The following is a 14,487-nucleotide window of genomic DNA, read 5'->3' as shown; positions in this document are numbered from 1 at the left end:
ACCTCCGCACAGTTGAGTAGGGCTGTAAAAGCTGATGGAATCAGCCTAGCAGAGCCCACTCAACCACTGCATCTTGCTCGATAATCCAAAGACAATTGAGAGGCTAGGACTTTTGTCCCAGCCTCTTTTTTATGTTTAACTAGATAAATAGCCTTCTGAAATTGCTCATTCTATCGTACTTAATACAAAGTATTTTTGCCACTCGCTAGGGCTCCCATTGGATCCCAAGGCGCTAGGACAATTGGCTCAGCATTGTAGGCTGCCAGTTCTTCTGGTGTCAATAAGTCTTTTCTGACTACGATTTGGTAAGTGTACTCATCCATCCAGGCATCGCTGGCGACAAAGTAACCCTTATCTCCAACCTTTTCGCCCCAAGAATTTTCTACTTTCCATTTTTTAGCTTGACCCTTTTCATCCAAGTCTACTCCAGCCAGTACCATAGCATGGGTCATAAGGCTTTCGCTGTAATCAAGACGACCTGCTTTGTCTTGGGTCAATTGGATATCCATGCTAGAGGTTAAATCATGCATACCTGCTTCCATGATACCAGCCTTGCGATTGCTAGATTGACCCACATCAGAGCCAAACCAAACGGTCTCACCAGCCTGCATCTGAGCTATAGCTAATTCCTTGAGACGTTTCATTTCTACATTCAAATAGCGAACAGGTTTACTGCCGACTACATTGCCCAACATCTCGACCGTGTAAGACTTGCCATAAGGTTTATCAGCTGTTGGCGCATTGATAATAGACACATAGTCATCTAGCTTGAGGTCTACATATTTTTGATAAAAGGCCTGCGGAGTCAAAGCAGTTTCACTATGGTAGTTACCGTCCTTGTCCCGATATGCAAAGTCAAACTTCCGAGGCGGTAAGCCCAGCGACATCGCTAGGAAGTTGAAAATTTCCTGTAGTAAAGCTTCTTTCTTGGCCTGTAGATCAGCTTCATCTGCACCATTCTGAGCCAGCTCGCGCAAGATTTGCGCATCCTGACGCAAGAGTTTATTGAGCAACTGATTGAGCTCACGGCTATTGCTAGAAGAAATGGACTCTGGGTAGACTGACTTAGGCACGACGCCGTACTTCTCAAAAAGCGCCACGACCATATCCCACTGACCGCCGTCCTGCTGAGGCGTATCTAAGAGGAACTTGACCTTGCGGCTAGTCAATTCTTGGTCAGCCGTTGCCAAAACCTGCTCTAAGAACCAGTTGGATTTTTCATACTTATCCCAAAAGAAGGTATGAGCTTGAGACAGTTCAAAGTCCTCCAACTGGAAGCCCGCAATCATCTTGTGGCGGAAGGTGTTAAGAGCTGCAAACATCCAGCAGCGGCCGGAAGCCTTCTGGTCGCTGACCTTGTCTCTGGTGAGATCCAGTGAGAAAACAGGTGCATTTTCTACAGCAGCAGTCCGTTTTTCCAAAGAAGTCAAGAGACCATTGTGACTAATGGCGTTTTCCATAGCGGCATATTTAGCATTAGCCTCATAGTCCGCAAAAAGCTTATCTGTAAAATCTTGTTTTAATGAATGCATAAATTCCTCTTTGTTCTATAGACTATTATAGACCTTTTAAAAATTCCTGCAAAGAAAAAGTTAAGCGCGCCTAACTTTTTCTTTGCAAATCTGATTTTAGGATTCCATAGACAGAAAAATCTTTGACTTCTCCCTTATGAAATACGGCTTGACGAAAGGTTCCTTCGTAACGCATGCCAGCTTTGGCCATAACACGGCCAGAAGCTGGATTCGCTGTTACAAAATCAGCCCTCACACGATTGAAACCTGCTTCCAGCAAGAGATAGTTCAAAACAGCTTTCAGCGCTTCTGTCATCAACCCTTGCCCCCAATAGTCCTTACTTAAAATATAACCGACCTCGCAAGCATTGACGGTCTCATCCCTGTCTACCACACTGATGTCACCAATCACGTGCTTAGGATTTTCTTTCAGGCAGATTGCCCATTTGTAAAAATCCAAGTTTTGGTAATTCTCAGCCCAGCAAGCAATTGATTGTTTGGCCATATCGGGACTCTCGTAAGCATCCCATGTCACATGCAACAGATTATCAGGGCGGGAAGCCCAGTTGTCGTACATAGCTTGATAGTCAGATGCTACAAAAGGTCTTAGCAAAAGACGTTTCGTTTCGATGGACTGTGTACCTACCTTTTTCATTGCTTTCTCGCTTCCTAGCCGGGGTTAAAAAGATTTACTGGAACTTTTTACTTCCAAAATTCATCAAAAATTGTAATTGGCAAATGGCGTTTGTGCTGACCTTTGTGCCACCAAGACTCGATCGTTTCTTGGGCTTGGGCTGAAACGGACTTGCCTTCGAGATAGTCGTCAATTTCATTGTAGGTCACGCCCAGAGCGACTTCATCAGCAATTCCAGGTTTTTCTTCTTCCAAATCAGCCGTCGGAACCTTTTCATAGAGAGCCGGATCCGCTCCTAAAGCAATTAAAAGCTGTTTGCCTTGGCGTTTATTGAGACGATAAAGGGGCACAATATCTGCTCCGCCATCCCCAAACTTGGTGAAAAAGGCTGTGATATTCTCTGCTGCATGGTCGGTCCCAATGACAGCTCCATTGTAAGAACCGGCTAGAGCATACTGGGCAATCATGCGGCAACGTGCCTTGATATTGCCCTTGTTAAAGTCAGAAACTTTGGCGCCAGTTGCCTCCACAGCTGCTGTCATAGCATCAGCAGATTCCTTGATATTGACTGTCAGACTGACATCAGGCTGGATGAAAACCAGAGCCTTTTGCGCATCGTCTTCATCCGCTTGAACGCCGTAAGGCAGGCGGACAGCGATAAAGCGATAACTATCGTCTCCTGTCTCAGTCCGCATTTCTTCTACGGCTATCTGGGCTAAACGACCAGCCAAGGTTGAGTCCTGACCACCAGAAATGCCCAAAACATAGCTTTTCAAAAAAGGATGTTTTCTCAGATAGGCCTTGAGAAAGTCCACCGTCTTGCGGATTTCTTCCTCTGGGTCAATGACGGGCTTGACGCCTAGTTGGCGGATGATTTCTTCTTGTAGGCTCATTTTTCTGCTCCTGTCTGGTAGGCTTTCTTGCGCATCTGGTCAATCAAGTCCATCTTATCCTGCCAAATATCACGCGCCAAATCAACCGGATAATCTTGTGGATTGAGGACCCGCTTGTACTCATCCCAGAGTTTGTCAAATTCTCGGCGGGCATAGTCCTGAATCTCAGATAGACTTGGCAAATCGTAAACGAGCCGGCCTTCTTTATAAATATCCACCAAGAGCGGCACCGCATCAAAGTTCTTAACTGTCTTATTGATATAAGTATAAGTCGGATGGAACATCTCCAGCTCTGCCAGATGGGTGACGTCAACTCCATCATAAGTGATGTAGTCGCCCTCAGACTTGCCTTTTTCACGACTGGTAATGCGCCAAACCTGCTTCTTGCCCGGAGTCGAAACCTTTTCAGCATTGTTAGACAGCTTGATGGTGTTACGCAAGTGCCCATTCTCATCTTCAATCGCTACAATTTTGTAAACGGCACCCAGAGCTGGCTGGTCATAGGCCGTAATGAGCTTGGTTCCCACACCCCAGACATCAATCTTAGCCTTTTGCATTTTCAAGTTGAGGATGGTATTCTCATCCAAATCATTGGAAGCATAGATTTTAGCATTTGGGAAGCCCGCTTCATCCAATTGCTGGCGAACTTTTTTAGAAATATAGGCCAAGTCTCCAGAGTCGATCCGCACACCCAGGAAATTAATTTTATCCCCTAACTCACGTGCCACGCGGATGGCCATTGGAACCCCGATCCGAAGCGTATCGTAGGTATCTACTAAGAAAACACAGTCCCGATGAGTGCTTGCATAAGCCTTAAAAGCCTCATAATCATTACCGTAAACCTGCACAAGTGCATGGGCATGCGTTCCCAAAACAGGAATATCAAAGAGCTTCCCTGCCCGAACATTGCTGGTGCCATTGGCTCCGCCGATAACGGCTGCCCGCGTTCCCCAAATCGCCGCATCCATTTCCTGAGCACGACGGGTACCAAACTCCATCAGTGGCTCATCTTCGATCACAGAGCGAATGCGAGCTGCCTTAGTGGCAATCAAGGTTTGGAAATTAACGATATTTAAAATCGCAGTTTCTACCAACTGACATTGTGCCAGCGGGCCTTCTACCTGAACGATGGGCTCATTAGCAAAAACCAAATCTCCTTCTTTAGCAGAACGAACGGTCAGCTGCATCTTGAAATCGCGTAAATACTCTAAGAAAGCTCCGTTATAGCCCAAGGACGCTAAATAGTCCAAATCTGTCTGACTGAATGTCAATTCATTCAGGTAAGCCACAATCCTCTCTAAGCCCGCAAAAACGGCATAGCCATTATTAAAAGGATTCTTGCGAAAATAGACTTCAAAAACAGCACGCTTATTGTGGATACCCTCGTTGAAATAAACCTGCATCATATTGATTTGATATAAGTCTGTATGTAAAGTCAAACTGTCATCTGGAAACATAATTGAGCTCCTTTTATCATAGTTATTCTATATTATAACATAAATTGTAAAAAAGCCTTGATTCAATAGCAAAATACCTCCAGAATTTCTTCCAGAGGTATCTTCTTTTATCTTTCACTTGGAAATATTAAATTCCATAAGTCTTGTTCACGCGGCGCATCTGTTTGAATTCTTTTTTATAGGTTACTTTAACTGCTACTTTCATTTTTGCCACCTCGTTTCTTTTGATGCTTTTATTATAGACCTCAAAGCTTAAGGAAGGCTTAGAATTTTCTTGCAGAAAGCTTAAACAAATAAATCCAAACTTTATCTCGCTAATCCAGATAATCGCGTTTTTCTAGATGTAAGGATACGAGGTGCCAATTGGCATCCTGCCGCCAGCTAGGATTGGCGACGATTTGGCTGGCTACCTTGCGTGCTTCTTCCAAAATGGGATAGTCCTCTACGATGTCCGCTACCTGAAACTCTGGGATACCAGACTGACGGGTACCGAAAATTTCACCAGAACCACGCATCTTGAGGTCTTCCTCAGCCAGAACAAAGCCATCTGTCGTCTCAGTCATGATTTTCATCCGTTTCTTCCCAGACTCTGTCTTGGGATTGGCAACTAGAACGGCATAAGACTGCTTACTTCCCCGACCCACTCGTCCCCGCAGCTGATGAAGCTGGCTGAGTCCGAAGCGGTCAGCATCCATGATAACCATGATGGTCGCATTCGGAACATTGACGCCGACTTCAATAACTGTAGTTGACACTAGAATATCCGTTTTCCCATCCTTGAAGTCCTGCATAATGGCTTCTTTTTCGTCATTTTTCATGCGGCCGTGAAGGAGGGCCACTTGAGCCTGATTGACAAAGTAGGCCTTGAGTTCTTCCTCTAGAGCAATCGCGTTTTTCAAGTCCAAGGCCTCTGATTCCTCAATCAAGGGAGAAATGAAGTAGACTTGGGCGCCCTTGGCCAGCTCTTTTTTCATCCAGTCCAAGACCACTTCCAACTGCTCATGCTTAACCCAGCGGGTAATGATAGGTTTGCGGCCGGCCGGCATCTGGTCGATAATGGAGACATCCATATCGCCAAAAGCTGTAATAGCAAGCGTCCGAGGAATAGGCGTAGCTGTCATCATAAGAACGTCTGGATTATTTCCCTTTTCCCGCAAAATCCGACGCTGGTCCACCCCAAAACGATGCTGCTCATCAATAATAACCAGGCCCAGTCGATGATAGACTACTCCTTCCTGAATCAAGGCATGGGTGCCGACCACCATATCTACTTGCCCCGACTCTATGGCAGCTAAAGTCTCTCTGCGTTCAGCGGCTTTCATACCACCAGTTAGGAGGGCCAAATTCAGTTCAGGAAAGAGTTGAGTCAGACTGTCCAAATGCTGCTCAGCCAAAATTTCTGTCGGAACCATCAAAGCTGACTGATAACCTGCCGTATAGGCGGCATACATGGCCAAGCCAGCCACCACGGTCTTACCACTACCAACATCTCCCTGCAGGAGACGGTTCATATGGGCAGGCGATTGCAAATCGCTGAGAATTTCTTCCAGACTCCGCTCTTGAGCTTCCGTCAGAGAAAATGGTAATGCAACCTTCTTTTGAGCCAACATTTTTTCCTGCCAAGGGATAGCGAGTCCCTGGCTGATATCCTTGGTTTCATGCTTCAGAACCTGCAGCTGCATCTGAAAGTAAAAAAGCTCTTCAAACTTGACTCGACGCAAGGCCTGCTTATATTCTGTCAAATCCTTGGGAAAGTGCATGGCACGCACGGCTTGAGTGCGCCCTAAAAGCTGGTAGCGCTCCAGAAGGATAGGGGGAAGATTTTCCTCCAATAACTGTTCCAGACCTTGGTCAAAGGCCACCTTAATCAGCTTGACTAGACTGGCCTGACTAATCCCTTGGGCAACGCGATAAACAGGCTGCAAGTCGTCTTCAACCTGAGCTAAAACCTTCATCCCCGTTAGACTAGCCTTGGCCTTATCCCATTTACCAAAAATAGCCACCGTTGCTCCCAGCTCAATCTTATCTGCCAGATAAGGCTGGTTGAAAAAATTGACTGCAATCGCGACTTCTCCCTGCTTGATTGTGAAACGCAGGCGATTGCGCTTGTAGCCATAGTACTGGACATTAGCTGGAGTCGCGACTATCCCAGAAATAACTGCCTTTTCTCCATCTTCCAAGTCGAGGACATTCTTGCTCTTAAAATCCTCATAGCGAAAAGGAAAATAGAGCAGGAGATCCTGCAGGCTCTCAAGGCCTAGTTTTTTAAATTTTTCAGCCGATTTTGGTCCCACTCCTGGCAGGGCTGTCAAAGCCTGATGCAGATTCATCCTGTCTCCTTTCCTTCTTCTTAATTGTCTTTTACTTTTTATACTCTCTCGGTACTCTGTCACTGATTAAGCAGACCACTTCATAGTTAATCGTGCCACGTTTGTCCGCCACATCCGTTGCTGTGATAAGCTCGTCGCCGCTCTTACCAATCAAGACCACCTGCGTTCCCAAAGGGTAGACTTGAGGCAAACGTACCGTGATTTGATCCATGGAAACCCGACCGACAATTGGACAGCGCTGACCATCAATCAAGACATCAAAGCCCTGCATATCCCGGGTCCAGCCATCAGCGTAACCCAGAGGAATGGTTCCAATGATTTGCTGGCTATCACTGGTATAGGTCGCCCCATAGCCGACATGGGCACCCGCTTGAATTTCTTTGATGTGAACCAAGGCAGATTCTAAACTCAAAGCTGGTTTGAACTCATAAGGCAAGTCCAGCACTCGTCCGCTAGGATTCAGCCCGTAAATAATATCTCCCAGCCGAACAGCATTCATAATCGTGTCACTATGCCAAAGAGTTGTGGCAGAGTTACTAGCATGCACAATCGGCGGCAAGAAGGCTAACTCACTCAAAATCTCTTTAAAGCGACTTAATTGAGCTACAAAATGACTCGCATCTCTTTCATCAGCAGTTGCAAAATGAGTGAAAATTCCTTCTACCACAGCTCCTGCTGCTTGCAGGCGGCTAATTGCTTGCTGGGCTTCTTGACTATCACGGAAGCCAATGCGTCCCATGCCTGAATCAATCTTGATATGAACAGTCAAGCCAGTCAGATTAGCTTGCTGGCTAAAGAGCTCCTCCAGCCAAGCTAGACTGGCCACCGTCAAGGTAATCTGGTTCTGGATCGCTAAAGGCACAGCCTCTAGTGAAGAAACACCCAAAATAAGAATTGGTTTAGCAATGCCAGCTTCTCGTAGTTCTAGGGCTTCGTCAATATTAGACACACAAAAACCATCTACAAGGGGCTGAATATGCTGAGAGACAGGAACCGCACCATGTCCATAAGCATTGGCCTTGACTACTGCCCACTTCTGGACCGACCGAGGAATATGAGCCGCAATTTGCTCAATATTAAATGCAATAGCAGACAGGTCTATGACTGCTTTAGTGGGTCTATGTAGACTAGCTTTCATTGTCTTCCTCCAAAATCACACTGGCGGTCACCAGATTTCCAGCATGACTGATTGATAGCCATACCGAACCAGCAAAGGGGGACTTGCTAAAATAAGGCGCCCCCTTATCATCATTTAAAATTTCCAAATCTTGAAAAGTCACAGGGCCAATACCGGTTCCCCAAGCCTTGGCAAAGGCTTCTTTAGCTGACCAGCGACCTGCCAAATATTCCAGCTTGCGCTTGCCCTTTAAGGAGCCAAACCGAGCCATCTCCTGAGCCGTCAAAATTTTCTCAGCAAAGCGCGCATTCTTCTCGTAGGCCCGACCAATGCTGGAAATCTCTTCTATATCTATTCCATGTCCTCTTATCATACTTCTATTAGGAATACGAAGCAAGACCCTTCTCCCAAGGAGATTGAAAGAAAATCTAATTTCGACAAGGCAAACCGATGAAAATGACACTGAAATGCATCAAAGAGGTTTAACATCATCAAAATTAGATTTTCGTAGAGTATGAGCTTGCCTATATTCATTAGTAGACTTCTACCAAAGCCTCCTAATCCTTTCTATTTAAGCTTCTTTTTCTAAGGTCTCATAGATTTCCTGAATGAGCTTTTCTGTCTTGTCCCAGCCCAAGCAAGGATCGGTAATGGACTTACCAAAGACTTCTGGCTCATTCTGGCGGCCATCCTCCAAATAGGACTCAATCATGAATCCACGTACAGCCTTTTTGATTTGCTCATTCCAAGCACAGTTGATCAGAGTCTGACGGATAATCCGGATCTGCTCCAAATACTGCTTTCCAGAATTGTCATGATTGGTATCAATCAGGATAAAAGGATTGGACAGTTTCATTTCTTCATAGCGTTTGATCACATCCAGAAGATTTTCGTAATAGAAGTTAGGCTTGTTCTTACCGTACTCATCTAAAGCACCTCGCAAAATCACATGCGCCAAAGGATTACCTAGAGTTTCCACTTCTTGACCATGATAAAGGAAGATTTGCTTATTTTGAGCAGCATAGACGGCATTAAACATGACTCCAAGATTGCCAGATGTTGGATTTTTCATACCGACCGGCGCATCAATACCAGAAGCTACAAAGCGGTGTTCTTGGTCTTCGACCGAACGAGCACCTACGGCATGGTAACTGACCAAATCATCTACCAGCACTAGATTAGAAGGATAGAGCATTTCGTCAGCTGTGGTCAAGCCTGTCTCAGTAATGACTCGGTAATGAAGCTGGCGCACTGCCTTTAACCCATTGATCAAGCTTGGACTTTTTGAAGTATCCGGCTGGTGGACGAGCCCTTTATAGCCGTCACCATTGGTCCGAGGCTTGGCAGTATAGACCCGCATGACGACAAAAATCTTATCCGCCACCTTCTGCTGCAGGTCAGCCAAGCGGCGAGCGTACTCCAGCACCGCCTCCTCATTGTCAGATGAGCAGGGACCGATAATCAAGAGCAAGCGTTGATCTTCTCCCTTGATGATGGCAGCCAATTCCTGATCACGCTGATTTTTCTTTTGTAAAGCTTGGTCTGACAAAATCGTTGCAGACTTGATCTGCTCGATGTCAATTTCCTGACCTTTTGCTATAAATGCCATATTATTTACCTAGTGTATCGTATATCTCATGGACGAGCTCGACCGTCTTATCCCAGCCTAGACATGGATCTGTGATAGACTTGCCAAAGACTTCTGGTTCATTTTGTCGGCCATCTTCCAAGTAAGATTCTATCATAAAGCCACGAACAACCTTCTTGATTTTATCATTCCAGTCGCGATTGATCAAAGTCTGACGAACAATACGGACTTGCTCCAAATACTGCTTGCCAGAGTTGTCATGGTTGGTATCAATGATGATAAATGGATTTTCCAGTCCCATTGCTTCATACTGGGCGATTGTGTCCAGCAGATTATCATAATAGTAGTTCGGAATGTTTTTGCCATATTCATTGATGGCACCGCGCAGAATCGCATGAGCCAAAGGATTTCCACTCGTCTCTACTTCTCGATTTGCAAAGAGAAAGCTCTGTTTGTTTTGAGCCGCATAAATGCCATTAAACATGACATTCAGATTGCCAGATGTTGGATTTTTCAAACCAGTCGGGAAATCTGCTCCACTGGCTACAAAGCGGTGCTGCTGATCCTCAACAGAACGAGCACCAATCGCCATATAGGAAATCAAATCATCTACTAAGGGGAGATTTTCCGGGTAAAGCATCTCGTCAGCCGTCGTCATTCCAGTTTCTGAAATCACACGGTAATGCAGGTTGCGCACCGCCTTAATCCCGTTGATTAGGCTAGGTGCCGCTGTCGCATTAGGCTGGTGAATCAAGCCCTTATAGCCATCGCCATTGGTCCGTGGCTTGGCAGTGTAGACCCGCATGACCATAAAGATCCGATCTTTGACTTCTTCCTGAAGAGCTGCCAAACGCTTGGCATATTCCAAAACAGCCTCTTCATTGTCTGAGGAGCAAGGACCGATGACCAAAAAGATACGGTCATCCTCACCACGGATAATAGCTTCTAGTTGGCGATCTCGTTCTTGCTTACGAGCCAGAACAGAACCTTCTAACTTAGCAAGCTGACGCACTTCTGCTACATTGATTGGTTGACTAGTTGCTTTAAAGGTCATCTTCTCTCCTTATAAACTACTTCTTGCGACCATGGCAGTTTTTAAATTTCTTACCTGAACCACATGGACATAAATCATTTCTTTTAACAGAGGATAAATCAACATTTTCTGGAAGATTTGGATTTTGGGCAGCAATATTGCGAGTAGCTGTCGTGCTGATACTGTGCTCTGTACGTGGACGTTCTTGCTCATGGATCTGTGCTTTCATCATGAGACGAGTCACATCAAACTCGATAGAGCCAATCATATCATTAAACATCCGGAAACCTTCTGCCTGATACTCAACAACTGGGTTGTTCTGAGCATAACCGCGCAGTCCCACAGCCTGGCGCAATTGATCCAAGGCGTCGATATGATCTGTCCATTTACTATCTACCACTCGGAGAATCAGAACTTTTTGGAACTCTTGGACTGCTTCTTCATCCCGAAGCTTAGAAATCTGATTGTCATAAACTTCAGAAGCTCGCTCCATCAAGTAATCTTTGATTTCTTGCTTGGATTTACCTTCTATATCATCAGCTGAGATAGAGTCCTCTGGTACAAGATTATATTTAGCAAAATTCAGAATCGCTTCAATTCTTTCATCGTGGTCTGAATGACTACTACCATCTACAATCCGATTAATCGTCCGACGGATCATAGCATGGATTTCTGGAGCCAAATCACGGTCTGCTGTGATGACATCATAGCGTTGAGAATAGATAATTTCACGTTGTTCGCGCATGACATCGTCATATTGGAGGACTTGCTTCCGAGTATCGTAGTTATTACCTTCAACCCGTTTTTGGGCTGCTTCCACCTGACGCGTCAGCATCCGAGACTTGATGACGGACTCTTCTTCGCTCAGATTCATCCGGTCTAGCACGGCCTTAATGCGCTCTGAACCGAAACGTTTCATCAAATCGTCTTCGAGAGATAGGTAGAATTGTGATTCGCCTGGATCACCTTGACGACCTGAACGTCCACGAAGCTGATTGTCAATCCGGCGGCTTTCATGGCGCTCTGTACCGATGACACAAAGTCCACCCAATTCACGCACACCTTCACCTAGCTTAATATCGGTACCGCGTCCAGCCATGTTGGTCGCAATGGTAATAGCACCACGCTGACCAGCATTCATGATGATTTGTGCTTCTTTATAGTGGTTTTTAGCATTCAGGACTTCATGAGGAATTCCTGCAGCCACTAATTTTTGAGAAAGATAGTCACTCGTGTCAACCGATACTGTACCGACCAAGACAGGTTGACCTGTTTTGTAGCGTTCCTTGACATCTTCCACGACTGCTTTAAACTTCGCTTCCAAGCTAGGATACAGCAAATCCGGATGGTCAATACGTTGGACCGGACGGTTAGTTGGAATTGGAATTACGCGAATATTATAAATTTCGCGGAATTCTTCTTCTTCTGTCTTACCAGTCCCTGTCATCCCTGATAGCTTTTTATACATACGGAAAAGGTTCTGATAGGTAATCGAAGCAGATGTTTTTGATTCTTCTTGGATAGGCACAGCTTCTTTTGCTTCAATCGCTTGGTGGAGTCCATCAGAGAAACGACGGCCTTCCATTGTACGTCCAGTAAATTGGTCAACGATGAGGATTTCCTGCTTTTCGCTAACGACATAATCCACATCTAAGGTCATAATATAGTTAGCACGCAAGGCATTGTCGATAAAGTGCGTTAAAGCAACATTCTCAAGATCGTATAGATTTTCTAAGTTAAAGTAACTTTCAGCCTTGTCGATACCTGAATCTGACAAACCAATCGTCTTAGATGGGATATCAATGATATAGTCATCTTTTTGAAGTGTTTTCACAAAGCTATCTGCTCTGTAATAAAGCTGATTCGTATCAGAAGCTATCGGTCCTGACACGATCAATGGTGTACGCGCTTCGTCAATCAAGATAGAATCCACCTCGTCAACCAAGGCATAGTTAAGCGGACGCTGTACCATATTTTCAGCCCGAACCACCATGTTATCGCGCAGGTAGTCAAAACCAATTTCAGAGTTGGTTGAGTAGGTGATATCACAAGCATAAGCTTCTCTTTTTTCCATTGGTGACTTAGATGCTAGGTTGATACCAACAGAAAGTCCCAACCAAGAATAAAGTTCACCCATTTCAGTCGCATCACGCTCAGACAAGTATTCATTGACTGTAACAACGTGAACTCCTTGGCCAGATAAGGCATTCAGGTAAACAGGCATAGTCGCTGTCAGGGTTTTTCCTTCCCCCGTACGCATTTCTGGCACATCACCATGGTGAAGGACAATCCCCCCCATAATCTGAACCTTATATGGGAAAAGACCTAAGACACGCTTCGCTCCTTCGCGGACAACTGCAAATGCTTCAAACAAAAGTTGATCTAGCGTTTCACCATTTGCATAGCGTTCCTTAAATTCAACCGTTTTTGCTTGCAATTCTTCATCGGTCAAGGCTGCCATTTCGTCCTCATAGGACATGACCTTGTCCGCCATCTTTTCTAATTTTCTTATTTCACCTTTATCATTTTCGATGATTTTTTTCAAAATATTAGCCATTTTATTCCTTACTCGCTATGTTCTGTTTATAAATGTTTCCTCTCATTATAGCATGTTTCCCCATATCTTTCAAGAAATAATCCATTTAGCAATTGGCTTGAACAGCTGTCATTTCTCAATTTACACGCTTATCTACCTAACTCTTCTTGCACTAAAATTTGCTAAATAATCATGGTTTTCACGAAGTAGTTTCTCGCATAATTCTCATAATTTCGATATAATAATAGCAATGAATATCAAAGAAGAAATTATCAAATTATCAAAAGAAATTGGCATTTCTAAAATTGGCTTCACGACAGCAAATGACTTTGACTATCTGGAAAAGTCGCTGCGCTTGGCCGTAGAAGAGGGGCGAAATTCAGGCTTTGAACACAAGAATATTGAGGAGCGAATTAAGCCCAAGCTGAGTTTGGCCTCGGCCAAGACCATTATCTCTATCGCAGTCGCCTACCCCCACAAGCTCAAGCAACAGCCACAAAAAACAGCCTACAAACGAGGAAAATTCACTCCCAACAGCTGGGGGCTGGATTACCACTATGTCCTACAGGACAAGCTAGATCGGCTTGCAAAGGGAATTGAGGAATTGACTGCCGACTTTGAATATAAAGGCATGGTGGATACAGGAGCCTTGGTCGACACCGCTGTAGCCCGGCGAGCAGGGATAGGCTTTATCGGCAAGAACGGCTTGGTCATCTCCAAAGAATTCGGCTCCTATATGTTTTTAGGAGAACTCATTACTAATCTGGACATTGAACCTGACCAGCCTGTCGACTACGGCTGCGGAGACTGCAATCGCTGCGTAACAGCCTGTCCTACCTCCTGCCTCATTGGCGATGGGACTATGAACGCCAAGCGCTGCCTATCGTTTCAAACCCAAGATAAGGGCATCATGGATCTAGAATTTCGCAAGAAGATTAAAACAGTCATCTATGGCTGCGACATCTGCCAAATTTGCTGCCCCTATAATAAAGGTTTAGACAATCCGCTTGCAACTGAGATTGACCCCGAACTAGCTCATCCTGAGCTCCTGCCTTTCTTGGAACTTTCTAATGGTCAGTTTAAGGAGAAATTTGGTCATATAGCAGGTAGCTGGCGGGGCAAAAACATCCTGCAGCGCAATGCCATTATTGCTCTAGCCAATGCTAATGACCGCTCTGCTATTCCCAAACTATTGGAAATTATCGATAAGGGGCAAAACCCTATCCATATCGCTACGGCCATCTGGGCTCTCAGCCAGCTAGTACGCGAAGCCAGTCCTGAAATGATTGAGATGATTCTTGCTGTGAAAAATCCCACAGAAGCTATCAAAGAGGAACAGGAACAATTCCTAAAGAAATTCCACTTAACTAACTAAAAATAAATACAGT

Annotated in this window: 11 protein-coding genes; 1 reads left to right on the top strand and 10 read right to left on the bottom strand. The window is 45.0% G+C overall.

Translation table 11 applies throughout. The features are described from left to right. Positions 1-179 precede the first annotated feature (179 nt). From pepC to secA, 10 genes are all read right to left on the bottom strand, one after another. Entirely contained in the window at positions 180-1,532 is a 1,353-nt protein-coding gene (pepC, locus tag FXF62_RS04920) for an aminopeptidase C (RefSeq protein WP_149517880.1), read from the bottom strand. Positions 1,533-1,602: 70 nt separating this feature from the next. Then, entirely contained in the window at positions 1,603-2,166 is a 564-nt protein-coding gene (locus FXF62_RS04915) for a GNAT family N-acetyltransferase (RefSeq protein WP_149517879.1), read from the bottom strand. A gap of 47 nt (positions 2,167-2,213) precedes the next feature. Further along, positions 2,214-3,038, bottom strand: a complete 825-nt coding sequence (gene nadE, locus FXF62_RS04910; protein WP_149517878.1) for an ammonia-dependent NAD(+) synthetase — start codon at positions 3,036-3,038, stop codon at positions 2,214-2,216. Beyond that, on the bottom strand, positions 3,035-4,495 hold the full coding sequence (locus tag FXF62_RS04905) for a nicotinate phosphoribosyltransferase (protein ID WP_149517877.1): 1,461 nt from the start codon (positions 4,493-4,495) through the stop codon (positions 3,035-3,037). Before FXF62_RS04905 ends, nadE begins: the two co-directional genes overlap by 4 nt. A 314-nt stretch (positions 4,496-4,809) precedes the next feature. Beyond that, on the bottom strand, positions 4,810-6,825 hold the full coding sequence (gene recG / locus FXF62_RS04900; RefSeq protein ID WP_149517876.1) for an ATP-dependent DNA helicase RecG: 2,016 nt from the start codon (positions 6,823-6,825) through the stop codon (positions 4,810-4,812). Between the two features lie 31 nt (positions 6,826-6,856). Continuing rightward, positions 6,857-7,963, bottom strand: a complete 1,107-nt coding sequence (gene alr, locus FXF62_RS04895) for an alanine racemase (RefSeq protein WP_149517875.1) — start codon at positions 7,961-7,963, stop codon at positions 6,857-6,859. After that, a complete protein-coding gene (acpS, locus tag FXF62_RS04890) occupies positions 7,953-8,315 on the bottom strand; it encodes a holo-ACP synthase (RefSeq protein WP_187984242.1) in 363 nt (120 codons plus the stop codon). Before acpS ends, alr begins: the two co-directional genes overlap by 11 nt. 198 nt (positions 8,316-8,513) lie before the next feature. After that, positions 8,514-9,551: a 3-deoxy-7-phosphoheptulonate synthase gene (locus FXF62_RS04885; RefSeq protein ID WP_149517873.1), complete on the bottom strand. Its 1,038-nt coding sequence runs from the start codon at positions 9,549-9,551 to the stop codon at positions 8,514-8,516. Position 9,552: 1 nt separating this feature from the next. Next, positions 9,553-10,584: a 3-deoxy-7-phosphoheptulonate synthase gene (locus FXF62_RS04880; RefSeq protein ID WP_149517872.1), complete on the bottom strand. Its 1,032-nt coding sequence runs from the start codon at positions 10,582-10,584 to the stop codon at positions 9,553-9,555. Between the two features lie 16 nt (positions 10,585-10,600). Next, complete coding sequence (gene secA / locus FXF62_RS04875; protein ID WP_149517871.1) at positions 10,601-13,120, bottom strand: preprotein translocase subunit SecA; 2,520 nt, start codon at positions 13,118-13,120, stop codon at positions 10,601-10,603. A gap of 229 nt (positions 13,121-13,349) precedes the next feature. Between secA and queG the strand changes: the two genes are divergently transcribed. Beyond that, a complete protein-coding gene (queG, locus tag FXF62_RS04870; RefSeq protein WP_149517870.1) occupies positions 13,350-14,474 on the top strand; it encodes a tRNA epoxyqueuosine(34) reductase QueG in 1,125 nt (374 codons plus the stop codon). The last annotated feature ends 13 nt before the right edge of the window (positions 14,475-14,487 follow it).

Origin of the sequence: Streptococcus cristatus, assembly GCF_008369405.1 — a bacterium.
GTDB classification, from domain to species: Bacteria; Bacillota; Bacilli; order Lactobacillales; family Streptococcaceae; genus Streptococcus; species Streptococcus cristatus_G.
The sequence above is the reverse complement of the archived record's forward strand: the minus strand, read 5'-3'. Positions and strand labels throughout refer to the sequence as shown.

Excerpts from the sequence above, each read along its gene's own strand:
- acpS (WP_187984242.1), bottom strand. The coding sequence starts at position 8,315 with ATGATAAGAGGACATGGAATAGATATAGAAGAGATTTCCAGCATTGGT.
- nadE (WP_149517878.1), bottom strand. The coding sequence starts at position 3,038 with ATGAGCCTACAAGAAGAAATCATCCGCCAACTAGGCGTCAAGCCCGTC.
- alr (WP_149517875.1), bottom strand. The coding sequence starts at position 7,963 with ATGAAAGCTAGTCTACATAGACCCACTAAAGCAGTCATAGACCTGTCT.
- pepC (WP_149517880.1), bottom strand. The coding sequence starts at position 1,532 with ATGCATTCATTAAAACAAGATTTTACAGATAAGCTTTTTGCGGACTAT.
- FXF62_RS04915 (WP_149517879.1), bottom strand. The coding sequence starts at position 2,166 with ATGAAAAAGGTAGGTACACAGTCCATCGAAACGAAACGTCTTTTGCTA.
- FXF62_RS04905 (WP_149517877.1), bottom strand. The coding sequence starts at position 4,495 with ATGTTTCCAGATGACAGTTTGACTTTACATACAGACTTATATCAAATC.
- recG (WP_149517876.1), bottom strand. The coding sequence starts at position 6,825 with ATGAATCTGCATCAGGCTTTGACAGCCCTGCCAGGAGTGGGACCAAAA.
- queG (WP_149517870.1), top strand. The coding sequence starts at position 13,350 with ATGAATATCAAAGAAGAAATTATCAAATTATCAAAAGAAATTGGCATT.
- secA (WP_149517871.1), bottom strand. The coding sequence starts at position 13,120 with ATGGCTAATATTTTGAAAAAAATCATCGAAAATGATAAAGGTGAAATA.
- FXF62_RS04885 (WP_149517873.1), bottom strand. The coding sequence starts at position 9,551 with ATGGCATTTATAGCAAAAGGTCAGGAAATTGACATCGAGCAGATCAAG.
- FXF62_RS04880 (WP_149517872.1), bottom strand. The coding sequence starts at position 10,584 with ATGACCTTTAAAGCAACTAGTCAACCAATCAATGTAGCAGAAGTGCGT.